Source organism: Dyadobacter sp. UC 10 (genome assembly GCF_008369915.1).
Classification (GTDB): domain Bacteria; phylum Bacteroidota; class Bacteroidia; order Cytophagales; family Spirosomataceae; genus Dyadobacter.
In genome coordinates, this window is the sequence record NZ_VSRN01000001.1 from 4,675,464 (window position 1) to 4,689,249 (window position 13,786).

At 47.3% G+C, this 13,786-nt stretch carries 14 protein-coding genes; 7 read left to right on the forward strand and 7 right to left on the reverse strand.

The genetic code is table 11. The features are described 5' to 3' along the window. Positions 1 to 32: 32 nt before the first annotated feature. The 3 genes from FXO21_RS19350 to FXO21_RS19360 all read right to left on the reverse strand — a co-directional run bounded on the left by FXO21_RS19350 (position 33) and on the right by FXO21_RS19360 (position 2,553). Positions 33 to 914: a pirin family protein gene (locus tag FXO21_RS19350; RefSeq protein ID WP_149641630.1), complete on the reverse strand. Its 882-nt coding sequence runs from the start codon at positions 912 to 914 to the stop codon at positions 33 to 35. A gap of 136 nt (positions 915 to 1,050) precedes the next feature. Beyond that, entirely contained in the window at positions 1,051 to 1,794 is a 744-nt protein-coding gene (gene bla, locus FXO21_RS19355; protein ID WP_409014841.1) for a subclass B1 metallo-beta-lactamase, read from the reverse strand. Positions 1,795 to 1,863: 69 nt separating this feature from the next. Further along, positions 1,864 to 2,553, reverse strand: a complete 690-nt coding sequence (locus FXO21_RS19360; RefSeq protein ID WP_149641632.1) for an HAD family hydrolase — start codon at positions 2,551 to 2,553, stop codon at positions 1,864 to 1,866. 78 nt (positions 2,554 to 2,631) lie between these two features. On the opposite strand from FXO21_RS19360, the gene FXO21_RS19365 reads away from it, so the two are divergent. Further along, on the forward strand, positions 2,632 to 3,198 hold the full coding sequence (locus FXO21_RS19365; protein ID WP_149641633.1) for a Crp/Fnr family transcriptional regulator: 567 nt from the start codon (positions 2,632 to 2,634) through the stop codon (positions 3,196 to 3,198). Between the two features lie 20 nt (positions 3,199 to 3,218). Here the strand turns inward: FXO21_RS19365 and FXO21_RS28810 are convergent, their stop codons facing one another. Genes FXO21_RS28810 through FXO21_RS19380 form a run of 3 tightly spaced genes read right to left on the reverse strand, consistent with a single transcriptional unit; the run spans position 3,219 to position 4,556 of the window. Then, positions 3,219 to 3,371 carry a hypothetical protein gene (locus FXO21_RS28810; protein ID WP_192579259.1) on the reverse strand — a complete coding sequence of 51 codons (153 nt, stop codon included), beginning with the start codon at positions 3,369 to 3,371 and terminating at the stop codon, positions 3,219 to 3,221. Positions 3,372 to 3,431: 60 nt separating this feature from the next. Next, complete coding sequence (locus tag FXO21_RS19375) at positions 3,432 to 4,052, reverse strand: hypothetical protein (protein ID WP_149641634.1); 621 nt, start codon at positions 4,050 to 4,052, stop codon at positions 3,432 to 3,434. Positions 4,053 to 4,064: 12 nt separating this feature from the next. Continuing rightward, positions 4,065 to 4,556, reverse strand: a complete 492-nt coding sequence (locus FXO21_RS19380; RefSeq protein WP_149641635.1) for an RNA polymerase sigma factor — start codon at positions 4,554 to 4,556, stop codon at positions 4,065 to 4,067. Between the two features lie 250 nt (positions 4,557 to 4,806). On the opposite strand from FXO21_RS19380, the gene FXO21_RS19385 reads away from it, so the two are divergent. The 6 genes from FXO21_RS19385 to FXO21_RS19410 all read left to right on the forward strand — a co-directional run bounded on the left by FXO21_RS19385 (position 4,807) and on the right by FXO21_RS19410 (position 12,571). Beyond that, a complete protein-coding gene (locus FXO21_RS19385) occupies positions 4,807 to 7,179 on the forward strand; it encodes an ABC transporter permease (protein WP_149641636.1) in 2,373 nt (790 codons plus the stop codon). A gap of 139 nt (positions 7,180 to 7,318) precedes the next feature. Beyond that, positions 7,319 to 8,305: a glycoside hydrolase family 43 protein gene (locus FXO21_RS19390; protein ID WP_149641637.1), complete on the forward strand. Its 987-nt coding sequence runs from the start codon at positions 7,319 to 7,321 to the stop codon at positions 8,303 to 8,305. Positions 8,306 to 8,432: 127 nt separating this feature from the next. Then, positions 8,433 to 8,807 (forward strand): hypothetical protein, encoded by a 375-nt coding sequence (locus FXO21_RS19395; RefSeq protein WP_149641638.1) that lies wholly within the window; start codon positions 8,433 to 8,435, stop codon positions 8,805 to 8,807. Between the two features lie 135 nt (positions 8,808 to 8,942). Continuing rightward, positions 8,943 to 10,070, forward strand: a complete 1,128-nt coding sequence (locus tag FXO21_RS19400; protein WP_149641639.1) for a helix-turn-helix transcriptional regulator — start codon at positions 8,943 to 8,945, stop codon at positions 10,068 to 10,070. 82 nt (positions 10,071 to 10,152) lie between these two features. Then, positions 10,153 to 11,673, forward strand: coding sequence for an FAD/NAD(P)-binding protein (locus tag FXO21_RS19405; protein WP_149641640.1), 1,521 nt, complete (start codon positions 10,153 to 10,155; stop codon positions 11,671 to 11,673). Continuing rightward, positions 11,657 to 12,571 carry an AEC family transporter gene (locus FXO21_RS19410; RefSeq protein ID WP_149641641.1) on the forward strand — a complete coding sequence of 305 codons (915 nt, stop codon included), beginning with the start codon at positions 11,657 to 11,659 and terminating at the stop codon, positions 12,569 to 12,571. Before FXO21_RS19405 ends, FXO21_RS19410 begins: the two co-directional genes overlap by 17 nt. On the opposite strand, the gene FXO21_RS19415 is transcribed toward FXO21_RS19410, so the two are convergent. Then, the gene (locus FXO21_RS19415) at positions 12,552 to 13,655 is read right to left on the reverse strand and encodes an acyltransferase family protein (RefSeq protein ID WP_149641642.1); all 1,104 of its coding nucleotides are present in this window, start codon (positions 13,653 to 13,655) and stop codon (positions 12,552 to 12,554) included. The two genes, FXO21_RS19410 and FXO21_RS19415, sit on opposite strands and share 20 nt — an antisense overlap. Positions 13,656 to 13,786 lie beyond the last annotated feature (131 nt).

The following is a 13,786-nucleotide window of genomic DNA, read 5'->3' on the forward strand; positions in this document are numbered from 1 at the left end:
TATACTGGCAAGGGGCTTTGTCATATTTCAGATTAATAGCTGAATCTTTGCGCAGCCGGCAGTGCGGAGACATGCCCGATCTTACCGTGACGAAAATCGCGGTACAGGTCTTTGATCTCCTCTTCCTGATCCGCTATGAAAGGGCCGTACGATACAATAGGGTGATTTTGAGGCTCCGCGGCATATAACACCACTTTCCCACCGGATTTTCCGCCAGTCAGTACGAGTTCACTTTCATCCTTTTCGGCAGATCGGCCAAGCCAGCCAACCTGGTTTTCGTTTAGAATTTCCCGTGAGTCGCCCACCTCAATACTGCCGTCGACTACGTAAAGAAATGCATTGTAGGAAGCATTCAGTTGCTGGCGCGTCACAATGCCCGGTTCAAGGTGAATTTCTGCTACGATCAGCGGCGTGTGGTTTTGAACCGGAGATTTCAGGCCAGCCATTTCTCCACTATATAGTCTGAGCTCCAAGCCATTTTCGCTGATTTTCGGAACGCTGCCAAATGCCAGGTCTTGCACACGCGGTGTAGCCCACCTGTCTTTTTTGGGCAGGTTCAGCCACATCTGCAACAGGCGTAGCTTCGTCTTCTTTTCGATTGATTCGGTATGTACAATGCCGCTTCCAGCCGTCATAATCTGGAAATCACCAGCCTGCATCATATGGGTTTCATCACCGATCTCGCCTTCCAGCAGCAGGGATACCGTTTCAAATCCCGCGTGCGGATGTGGACCTCCAACCGGCTCTGTATCTTTTTTATCCAGAAAATCGTCCATCAGCAGGATAAAAGGGTCGCTGCTTGCGAATTCGTCCTGTATCACCGACCGGGCAGTGTGATCGTGCCCCATAAATCCCTGGTGGGCGACAGTTGTTTTTATATTGATCAGTTCTCTTTTCAAAATTGTAGTTTCCATAATCGGGCTCTTTATTTTGTTTATACAGCGGGTCGGCAAGCTGTGTTGCCGGTCCGTTATTGAAACAAAATAAAAGCGTGCGCTGTGCGGAGAAACCGCTAAACAATTGGTTAGTGGTCCGAGGCAGATACGTGTTTTATTTCTGCTCAAAAAGCCTGATGGTATAATCGAGCAGAGCCGGACCGCCCGTTTCGCCGTGGCCGGGGATCACGATTTGGGTATCGGGATATTTGGCTTTTATTTTGGCTACCGTAGCCGGCCACGCACCTACATTCGCATCGCCGAGATACCCTTTGGTCGCATCAACTTCCTTGATCAGACAACCGCCGAACATGGCCTTTTCACTTGGGAAATAGCCTATCACATTATCCCTGGTGTGGCCTTCGCCGAAAAATCCGGTGAGCACTTTCCTCTTGCCGACTTTGAGCCTCAGGGTACCGTCAAAACCCTTTTGAGGTACCGGAAATTTTGCCTCCTTCGCCGACGCAATAGTCTTATTGCTGCCGTAAGAAGGAATGCCGCGGCGGTGAAATTCATTTAGACCGGCCACACAATCTTCATGAAAGTGCGTCGCAATCACTGCTTTAACCTTGCAATGCAGGCTGTCGGCCAGCCAGTCGATCAGTACTGCCGAGGTAGAATCGTTGACGGGCGTATCAAAAATAATTGCTTCGCCTTTATCAAAAACGATCATCCCGTTGCAGGGTACTTTTCCAAAAGTCTCAGTATTGAGGTAGGTAATATGCTGGTAAACGTGATCGGAAACTTTCAGAATACTGATCGCATCGGCGGTGAAGCCTTTGGGCGTATTTTGTGCAATAGTAAATTGAGAAAGCAGAAAGCAAATGCTCAGGGACAGATATTGCCGGATCATAGGAATAAGTTGGTCAGATTGCGTTGGAGAGCCCAAGAACGCAAGTTGCGGCCGGAATATCAAGCAAAAGTATCGTCACAAATATTCCAGAATATCGGCTACGGTGTTCAATTGCATAAAATTGTTGTGTTCGAGCGTGTGGCTGTACTGCTCGTGCAGCCAGGTGACATGATAGGGTATGTGTGCGGCGTAACCTTCCAGTTCCAGGACCGGCAGCACGTCGGATTTAATGGAATTGCCCAGCATCAGGAAATTCCCCGGCTGGCAGTCCAGGTGTTTCAGCAGTTTCCGGTAATCGGCTGTCTGCTTGTCGCTCATGATCTCGATATGGTGAAAATATTCCTGCAGACCCGATTTGCGCAGCTTTCTTTCCTGGTCGAGCAAATCCCCTTTGGTTGCTACTACGAGGCGGTATTTTCCCTTTAATGCTTTCAAAACTTCCTCCACACCTTCCAGCAGCTCTACCGGTTTTTGGAGCAACTCTTGCCCAAGCCCGATAATTTCCTTGATCAAATGCATGCTGGCAGTGCCATTTGAGATCGTGTAAGCAGTTTCAACCATACATAGCATAAAACATTTGACCCCATAACCATACAGTGGCAGGTTTTTGATCTGCGTTTTGTAAAGCTCCTGCGAAACGGAATGCTGCGGTAAAAAATCTTCGAGCAGCCGGCAGAACTTTTCCTCCGTCTCCTGGAAATATGGCTCGTTGACCCACATAGTGTCGTCGGCGTCGAAGGCGATGACTTTAATATGATTTTTCATTCGAATTTTTAATTTTACCCCGCAAAAATCATTTTTAACATTACCCTGAAAAAGGACATTTGTCCCAAATACTTAAAAATGCTACGGACCAATTTATCCTTTCTGTCCTTTACCGAAACGCTTTTTGCGCAGCAATTGAACGAACGCGAGGTGGCATTGGAAGTGTTTCCGAAAGGCACGGCAATCCTGCGCCGCGGAGCGTTAAGCAGGAAAGTTTTTGTGGTAAAAAGCGGGATCACAAAGTGTTTTTTCAGCGAGGAAAACGGCAAGGATTATATCGTTGAATTTCTGGCGGAAGGGGAGATCATCGGGGAGATTGAGGCGATTAAAGGGATTGCCTGCCTCTGCAACATTGAAGCGATCACCGAAGTGCAGGCCTATTCTTTGAGTGTAGGCTATTTCAAGAACTTATTAACCCAAAATCCGGCGTTTAACCAGTTACTTTTGGAAGAAATGGCCGAGCGCATCATCAATACCAGCAGTCGGTCGTCCGCTCAGCAGCTGTATACTTTGGAGCAGGGATTAAAAAAATTGCTGGCATTCCAGGAACGCCAGCAAACTGTAATATCGAAGGGGAATATGGCCAGTTACCTGGGAATTACGCTCCGAAGCCTGAACCGGGCTTTGAAAAACATTTCAGAATAAACAGGGTTCGAAGCGTCCGGTCAGGAGTTGGCCGCCACCTCGCTGCGTCCCGACTTACTTTTCAAAATCAGCGAGCTGATCAGGGCAACCACGAGGCCGATCGGCAAAACTTCTGCGTAGGTAGACAAGACAATGAATGCCGGATTCTGGTACATCTCTTCAAACTGATTCATTTCGGCCGTTGAGCTCTGCCTGGCTACTGCCTGAAATCCGTACGGAAAAGCTTTTGCCGGTTACTGGCCCAATTCTTCCAGCTCGCTCAGGTGCATTTGAAGATCGGACAAGGTGCGGTCGGGGAACTGGCTGAAAATAAATTTCGCTATCCCGAAAAGTACCAGTACCGTCAATGCCTGCGCCGCTACGATCAGCAGCCATTTTGTTAATCCGTAACTGTCAAAATTGCGCACCAGCAGGGAAACGCCGATCAGAAAACCGGCAACCATACTTATTTTCCAGACGTTATCCATCGTATCCTGATAGCGCTGCTGAATGTAAATGACCTTTTGCAGGCTTTCCCGCAGGTTACTTTTCACCAGGAGAACGCCGGTAATCGCTTTGTTTGCGGATATCACAACTTTCAAGCCGGCAATAACCACGAGCGCATACAAAGCCGTGGGCACATATTCAAACCACTGCGTATAGTCAAACGGGTTACCCGAGAGAATTGCGCCAAACAGTACCAGCAACCCTGAAAAAAACAAGGTGACATTCCTGAGTTTCCGGGTGGCGCGGGAAACGGTACTGTTGGATTGGCTCCTGATCATCGAAAGCACCATCTGCTCGCTCAGCAGCTGGGAGTTTTGCAGTTTTGCGTCGATGGTGTTCCAGCTGGTTTTGAGGTCGTCCAGGTTCATAGTATTGATAGTTTAAAGTGTAATAGATTTGATAATTTTTTCGAGTTTCATTTTAATGCGGCTGAGTTTTACACCCACATTTGATTTGCTTATACCCAGGATGCCGGCCATCTCGTCGTAGCTTTTTTCGTCCAGGTATAGTAGTACCATCGCCTTTTCGACGGCCGAAAGCTGGTCGATCGCGTGGTAGAGCAATGCGGTCTCGGAAGGGGCGTTTTCGTTTGCTTCAAAATCCGGGAAATCCATATCCGGTAATGAAAATCCGGCGGGCGACTGTCGCCTTTTTTCTTTGCGAAAATTGGAAATGGCGGTATTCATCCCCACGCGGTACACCCAGGTATTTACATTGGATTCCTGCCGAAAAGTTGGAAATGCTTTCCAGAGCTGAAAAACGATCTCCTGAAAAAGGTCCCGGCGATCTTCTGCGTCCGGACAGTACATTTTACAGATCTTGAAAAGGACCGCCCGGTTTTGGTTGAGAAGACTGACGAATTGCTTTTCCATGTAAGTGATTTAAATACAGTTTATGTATTAGTCGGAGGAAAGGCAAAAAATTACAGGTATTGTCAAAATTAATAGAGATTCGATCTATAAAACAGCTGTTTGGCCTGGCTTGTAAGTGGACAGCCGCGTTCAGTTTTGAACAAAATAAAAAAATGATTTTCGTATTAAGATGCTGTCAATCAATGGTCTTGTTCGATGGTATATTTTTTACAGACGGTACTTTGGATAATAATCTCAATGGTCAAAGCCTATGCTTCAAAACTACTTCAAAATCGCATTCCGCAATCTCTGGAAGCATAAGCTGTTTTCACTGATCAATATCGTGGGCCTGGGACTCGCCATGGCATTTTGTTTCTTACAGCTGATTCAGGTGCAGAGCAGTTTCGAGAAAGATTCATTTCACCCGTTCCCCGACCGTACTTACCGGATCGTGACCGATGCGGAAGGAAATAACGGCGAGCGCTATGCGCTGGCTTCCACACCTATACCGCTGGCTGAAAAGCTGTTGAACGAACACAGCGTGATCGAAAAGTCGACGCGGATCGTGCGGAATTTCGGTGGTAATCTCAACAATGGTATCAAGACCTTGCGTGTAACCGGAATGTTTGTGGACCCTGCATTTTTTGAAATATTCGGCTTTAAACTCGAAAAAGGCAAAGCCTGCATGGAGCCGCGGGAGGTGGTACTGTCGAAAGAGACGGCAGAGCGGTATTTTGGAACTGCTGATCCCGTGGGCAAAACGCTGCGCGACCCCGAATTGGGCGATTTTACGGTATCCGGCGTTTTCGGTTCGATCAAACCGTTTACAACGCATTTACAATCGGATATATTCGTTTCAATGTCCGGCTTTAATAATCTCAACAAGCATATCAAAACAGATAACTGGCTGGATTATAATGCATATACTTTTGTGTTGCTTTCCAAAGGCAGCAGCCGCGCATTGCTCGACCGTGCAATATTACAGGTAGCTCAGGATAACCAAAAAAACGTCGCATTCAAGGATATTAAAGGACATCGTTTCCGCAGCCAGCTGCTCGGGGAGATTTCTCCTGACACCGAAAGTCTGCTCAATAATCCGCACGTAGAGCCGCTTTGGAAGATCGGTGCCGGTTTGCTCATTCCGCTGGTTGTTATTTTGCTAGCCGGTTTCAATTATGTCAATCTCACATTAACGCGTTCGCTGAGCCGGGGGAGGGAAGTGGGTGTACGCAAAGTGGCGGGCGCCAAACGCTGGCAGCTTGTTACGCAATTCCTGACCGAAACCATCGTAATCGCCTTTTTTGCCCTGGGTATCGGGTACATGGGGCTGTTGTTTATTCAATCGTATGTGCATGTGCGATGGCTGCATTTCGAAGTCAGCCAAACACATGTGCTCTGGATTTCTTTCATCGTCTTCACACTACTGACCGGGATCCTCGCGGGGATATTGCCTGCCCGGATCCTCTCTTCTTACGAGCCTGCCCGCATTATCAAAGGTGAAATAGGTCCGGCGGGCCTGGGGAAGATCAGTTTCCGTAAATCGCTGGTCGTGATCCAGTTTGTAGTGGCGCTGGTTTTCATGACTTTCGTGGGCATTTCCAATAGCCAATTTGAATATATGGCTACTGATAATGAGAATTTTACCCGGAGAGATATTCTCAATATCCCCCTTTCATCCGGCAATTTTAAGTTGCTGGCCAACGCAATCGGTAAGCAGGCCGACGTGGAGCGGATCGGGCTGGCTTCGGCTACATTAAATGAAGGTGCAGGAAAAGCTAAGATCAGCAGGATAGGGACGAAATCTGCGATAGCATCGCAGGAAACCTATATTTATGCAGCTGATGCCAATTTTATAGCCAATATGGAGCTGAAATTTGTGGCAGGCGAAAATTTACCGGAGCCTTCCACAGATACTTCCGTTCATTTTGCGGTGATCAACGAGCATGCGGCCGGTATGCTTGGTTTTAAAAATCCGAAAGACATTGTCGGACATACTATTCGTCTGAATGAAAGCAATGTACAGGTTTCCGGGGTGGTGAGAAACTTCTGTTTCATGCGGTACGAGCTGCCCGTCGCGCCGCTTGTCTTGGCTTATGATCCCGGGGAAATCAAGGTACTATCCCTGAAAATCGCGGCAGGCGCACCGAAAGAGCGGGTCGAGGCGGCACTTTCGAAGGTCTGGAAGCAATTTCATCCGCACGAATCGTTCGTATTTGCATGGTACGAGCAGCAATTATATGATAATTATGCCGATGGTGGCGACCAGCAGATTACGGGTATTATCGTACTGATCGTTTTTGTAATCGCCGCAATGGGGCTACTGGGAATGGTCACTTATACCACCGAAAAGCGGACCAAAGAAGTGGGCGTCCGGAAAGTGATGGGCGCGAGTGTGGCTCAGATCATGGCGCTGCTGTCGGGTGGTTTTGTACGGCTGATCCTCATTGCTTCGATTATCGCTTTACCGCTGGGTTACCTGCTGGGCGGACTTTTCCTTCAAATTTTCACCTACCACGTTTCACTCGGTCCGGCCGTTTTCTTTCAATGCGTCGCAACGCTGCTGCTCATCGGGCTGGGGACGATCGGCGTGCAGGCTTACCGGACTGCCAATACAAACCCGGCAGATACATTACGATCGGAATAGCAGACCATTGCCCGGCAATCGTTGCCCGGCATTCGTTGCCCGGCAGTCGCTGCCCGGCAGCGGTCTGTCCGGCTTTGTTTCCGCGGATCGTTTTTGCTTTCTTTGTTTCGATCTATTATCTCAACAAAACCGGAAAAACGTGCGAAAAATATTCCTGACCTTACTATTTGCTACCGCAAACCTGCTGGCTGCTTTTGCCCAGCAGCCCGTCGCAAAATTCAAAACGGATATTCCGCTCGACTCCATCCGGCTTAGCGATCCGTTTATCCTCGCCGACGAGAAAACTTCCATGTATTACATGACCGGAACCGGCGGAATGCTGTGGAAAAGCAAGGATCTCAAAAAATGGAGCGGCCCGTATAAAGTGATCGAAACGGACCCGAAATCGTGGATGGGACCGAGCCCGATGGTTTGGGCGGCGGAGTTACATGCGATTAAAGGCAGGTATTACAATTTTGCGACTTTCACCAATAAGGCGGTCAAAGTGGAGAAAGACCTGGAACGCCGCGCCAGCCACGTGTTGGTTAGCGACAAGCCCGACGGTCCTTATGTGCCGATGGACAAGCCGGTTTACCTGCCTGCCGACAAATTAACACTCGACGCTACAATATGGACCGAAAAAAACGGGAAGTCTTATATGGTATACTGCCACGAATGGTTGCAGAACGGAAATGGGACAGTCGAAAAAATCGAGCTGCTTCCCGACCTGAGCGGCACGACGGGCGAGCCTGAAATCCTGTTCCTGGCAAGCGACTCGCCATGGAGCCGGGAAAAAGATAAGGAAGGAAAAGACCGGCCTAACAAAGTAACTGACGGCCCGTGGCTGTTCCGCACGCAGACGGGAAAGCTGGGTATGTTGTGGACTAGCTGGATTTATGATGTTTATACACAGGGAGTTGCATATTCTGAAAGCGGCACGCTGGATGGACCGTGGATTCAGGAAAAAAAGCCAATTAATGATGCCAACTTCGGTCACGGCATGCTTTTCCGGACATTTGAGGGAAAACTGATTATGTCGCTGCACAGTCATAAAAGCGTAAATGGCCGCACGGTACGCGTGCCGCATTTGTTTGAGGTCGACGACTCGGGCGATAAAATTGTTGTTGGAAAACCATTTATTCCCTGATTGGACGCACCAGGTAAGCTATTGCATCAAGTAGATATTTAATAGGAAAAAATTTATTGTCTGAATTATAGACAATATAACTATTCCCGTTATATTGCTTCAATTTCATTCCATAAACAACAGTAATATGAAACGGACAAGCTTTATCTACGCAATTGCCTTCATGCTTTTCGCTGCGTTCAGCAGCCGCGCACAAACGGCTCCGGCTGATTTTTTTGCGGGGAAGTGGGAAATTCTGGTGGTAGGTACCCCAGATGGTGATTCTAAAATGGTTGCAGACCTGGTGCGGAACGGCGGGGTTTTGTCTGGCCAGCTTATTAACCAGAAGGATTCCACGGCTGAAAAAATTCCGGTTACCGTCACGGAAAGTGGCAACAAGCTTGCACTGGCATTTTTTACACAGGGCTACGATGTTACCATTGATCTTGAGAAAGTCGATGATGATCATCTGAAAGGAAGCCTGATGAATATGTTCGAGACGACAGCTAAAAGAATGAAATGAGTAACCCAACAGAAGATCCCGTGCGCTGACCCGCTGAATTCTTCTGCGGGCTGCACGGTTGATTTTTATGATATTTCAGTGGATTTGCGGTAGTTTTTTTAGATCATTTAAAATCAGTCTAAATACACGCTATTTTTGTTCCAAGTATCTTTGGACAAATCCACTGCGATGACGGCAGAAGAAGAAAAAATAGCGGTTCAGGGCGTGTCTGACGAAACACACTTCTGGCAATTTCCGGATTTCACAGCGCCAGGAATGGACAGTGTAATTGAAACGGGCTTGGTTTTCGATGATTCCAGGTGGAAGGGAGCGGGGAAAGAACTGACGATGGAAGGTGTTTATATCTGGTACGGAAACTTCCATGTACGCTCGGCCGAACCTTTACAGGTATGTATGTCCGGTTCACATGTGCAAATGATTTTCAGCCTTCAAAGCGTCACAACCTATTTTTCAGAAGCTGCTTCCAAGCCATTTGTCAGGTTTAAGCCACAACAGCATAACCTGTTCCTGCTTCCTCAAAAAGATATGCTGGTACAGTGGAAGCCGGAGGATAACGTGGAAGTATTTGCGATTAACCTAAGCACTGCGTTCTTTTTCAACAACCTGCCGGATACGCACCCGCTTTCTGCGCATTTTCAAAAAGGGATCAAAACAGTGCTGCCTGCTTTCATGAGCTGGCGAAACCTCCCCGTCACTTCCAGGATGATTTCTTCCCTGTTCGAGATCCTGAATTGTTCATACAACGGGTACCATAAAAGTCTCTTTATAAAAGGCAAAGTGATGGAGCTTCTGGCACTGCAGTTTGAGCAGTATGAAAAGCACCCGGTACCTGATATTACCATGGTACTCAAAGAATCGGATGTGGAAAAAATGCATCTGGCGCGCCGGATGATTGCCGCGAACCTGGAAAGGAGCTGGTCGTTGAAAGAGCTTGCGCATCAGGTCGGCACCAACGAGTATAACCTTAAAAAGCATTTCAAGGAAGTTTTCGGCAAGCCCGTTTTCAGTTACCTGCACGATCTCAGGATGGAAACTTCCATGCAGATGTTGCAGCAGCCCGGCACCAAGATATCGGAGATCTCACAAAAAACGGGTTACAAGAATCCGACGCATTTTACCGCTGCATTTAAAAAGTATTACCGGGTACTGCCTAATAAAATCCGCATTGGCGTGCTCAATCTGGTCCATTTTTCGGAATACCTGGGCCAGCTCTTCACCGAGTTCGCCGAGCGTGCTACGGCTTTGGAGTCGGTTCCACTATGATTGTCATCGCATGAGCATGATTATTTAAGTTCTCATTTCTGATGCCTGCCGGCAGTGGGCAATCGTAAACGGGGATCTTGAAATGAGTTTGACAAAAATAGCCATCATTGGCGGCGGAGCGTGTGGCATATCGGCATTCATAGAGCTGTTTCTTCAATTCAGGATAGCGCAAAAACATCGGGAAATCAGTATTACGATCATTGAGGAGAATGAGGAAGTAGGCAAAGGACTTGCATTCGGGACGAAACAACCGGGTCATATTCTCAACACCCAGGCTGACCTCATGGGAATCCATTTTACCGAACCCGAACATTTTAGTGACTGGCTGATTGAACATGATTCCAGGGTAGGCAACGAGGTTGTCGACAATCAGGGTGAAAACCGGGCTTTTACTACCAGAAGACTCTATGGCGATTATTTGCAAGAACAGTTCGAGCACTATTTTCAGCTGGCGAAATCGGAGGGGATGGATGTGGCGGTGCTGCACGCCAGCGCTAAAAATGTAGCGAAATGTAAAGAAGGTTTTGAGATCAGCTTCTCGGGCAGCGAAACCTGCTCATGCGATGTACTGATACTTGCGCCGGGTACGCCTGTCGCCAACAATTACCCGCATCTTGACCAGAAGGAAAGTTACTTCGGCTCTCCCTGGCCTTCGGCGCCCATTCTCGACAAAATTCCAAAAAGTGCGGATGTAGGCATCCTGGGTTCGAGCCTGAGCGCAATTGATGCACTGATGACCCTGACCGATAATGATTACAAAGGAAAAATCACTTGCTACTCTCCCGATGGACTGATGCCGAGGGTGCAGCCCGAGCATCAGGAAATGATCGAATGCAAATTTCTTACTCTGAAAAAGCTGCACGAAATCCAGCGAAACTACCTGCGGAACCCCACGGTAAAAGAGATTTTCAGACTTTTTATGCAGGAAGCGGAGGAATATGCGGGTGGGAAAATTGATTGGAAAGCTACAAAAAGAACTGGAAAACCCGCTGGGGAACTTCTTAGGGAGGATATCAGGATCGCAAAAAACGGCGGGGACGCACTCATTAATGTACCTTATTCGCTGAGGTACGAAAGCTCCGACATGTGGAAATGGCTGGACGAAGCGGAAAAGCTGAAATTCAAAAAATGGTTTGGCGCTTATTGGGGCATTAGCAGGCATTGTATGCCGCTGGTGAATGCGGAACGTATCGATCAGCTTTTTGAAAGCCGGCAGTTGAAGGTTATCCCCGGCTTGAAGGAAGTAGCCTATGATGAGAAGCAGGAAGGATTTGTAATGAGCTGCGAAAATGGACCCCCATCATTTGAAAAATACCTGATCAATGCAACCGGTCCTGCTTCGTCGGTTAAAATGATGAAATCGGAGCTGATGCAGCATCTTGCAAAAGATGGTCTGGTAGAAGCAGAGGATGCAGGCGGGATCAAGATCAATACTGAAACCATGCAGGTGATTGCCGGTAAAAAAGTCTACCCCAATTTTTATGCGGTCGGCCATATCACGAACGGCTTGCTGCTCGATGTGAATGCGGTCTGGTTCAATGTGAAAATGATCGGCAATTTATCTCGTCACCTTACCAGCCAGATCATTGGAAACCCTTCTTAAATTATACAAAGAGCTGCTGCCGGTGATGGCTTTTATACCCGCCGGTTACCTGATCAGTAAAAAGTTTGATTTCAATTCGGATTATGTCAGTAAGCCGCTGATCAATGTACTGCTGCCGCTGCTGGTTTTTACCAACATGCTGGATGCAGAGCCGTCGAAGTTGCTCGTTTTGCCTATTTTGACATTCCTGCTGGCATTCGGAATGAATTACGCAGCGAAAATGGTGCAGAACAGGCTCGCTAATGAAACCGATCCGCTGATATTGAGGAGTTCCTTTTCCTTTTTCAATATCGCTTTTTTCGGTATTCCGACGGTCACGGCTCTTTTCGGCGAAGATAAGGTGAGTATGCTGATCTGCATTTACCTCGGCTCGGCGCTTTATGGCGACACGATCGGCTATTACCAGGTAGCAAAAACAAAATACGATTCCCGCAAGGCACTGAAAGAGATGCTGAGCATCCCTTTCCTGTATGTCTTCGTCGCCGGGGTGATCTGTAAAATGACGGGATTGAAAACGCCGGAATTTGTCAAACCTGCGTTGGGTGTAGTCAGCTTTGCAGTTTCGGCGGCGGGGATGATGATAGTCGGGTTTCAGTTGGCCAATGTCAATTTTAAAGACGTGAAACTGCCTTATTTTTTCAAATTGCTCAGTTTTCGCACCGTTGCGGCGGCCGTCATTCTGACGGTTATCGCATTGCTGGCGTCCTTAATTGCCAAAGATCTGGAAGAGGAGGATTACAAAATGCTCGCGCTCGTGCCCCTTTTTCCAGTCGCCGCCAATGTGACGGTATTCGCTGCATTCCTGAAAGCCGACGAAGAGCAGTCGTCCATCCTGGTTTTCCTGTCCATGCTGCTGTCCGTGGTACTGGTATCCGGGGCTACTTTTGTTTTGATGTGAGTAAAGATTCCAATTTTTTGATGCTATCCTGTTTTTTACACACCGGAGTACTTAGCTGCATCTTTGATTTTAAAAAGCATACTGCCGGCATTTCAATGCGGAAGGTGATCACCCAGGCAAAAGTCATACAAAGAGAGATGGTGATAAAGAGTGCGGGATAGATGTTTAAATTTCCAAATTTCCCGAGCCATTCGATTATCCTGAGGCCGATATATTGGTGGATAAGATACAGGCAATATGATATTTTGCCAAGAAAGATCAGGGCACGTATTTTCAAAAATTCAAGTCTGTCACTAACAAAAAGAAGAAACAGTAGGTGAAAGGCAGTAATGATTAAGCAATGTTCATTGAGGCTTAAAAAATCTCTCGAATGCCCCCCTTTATCATGTAAATAAAACGATGCTGTCGCTGATGTTACAAGGTATACAGCGTGTTTGAAGCTCCAACCTGACTTTTTAATGTAATAAAAAATAATCCCGGAATAGAAGAGGGGAAAGTGATTCACTATCTGTATCTTCTGTATGATAAATTGGTAAAAATCAGGATATTGAATACTGTTAAGGTGAAAGGAAATAATGGCTGTCAGAACGATCAGTCCTGATTCTGCAATATATTTTACACTGCCGGATCGCATGATCGCCGCCATCCAAAAATAAAATGTAAGCTCAATGACAAGTGTCCAGTAGGAGCCGTCGAGGTATTCCACGCCGAAAAAATTAGGGGCCATCGTTGCGTTGGCAAGCAACTCTTTGGTTCCGGTATTCTCGGGTTCATCATATTTTTTAAATAAAAAAGTAACAAAGGCGCAGATCCAGAATGTCGGATAAAGTCTTACAAATCTTGCAATAGCAAATTCTCGAACGGAATTCGCCTTGGAGGCGCTCAGCAGAATTACAAAACCACTGATCATAAAGAAAAGATCGACGCCTGTCACGCCAAATCTAAATTGCCATCCCAACAGTAATTTATTGGCATTAATTGTGAAATGGAACAACATTACGCCGAAGGCCGCTATGCCTCTTAATGCATCCAGTTCCTGAAATCTGTGTGGGGATGAGGTTGTAGTGTGTGTAAAGGCTTGCATAAAACCGGCCGCCTTGGAGTTATGTGTACTTCACATACGTCCAGCGTACAACCAAACAAAAGCATTCTTCCACAGCAGAAGCCTTTTACTTTGCGACCGGCTGGTACCAATTATTTTTCGATTTCCAGGTT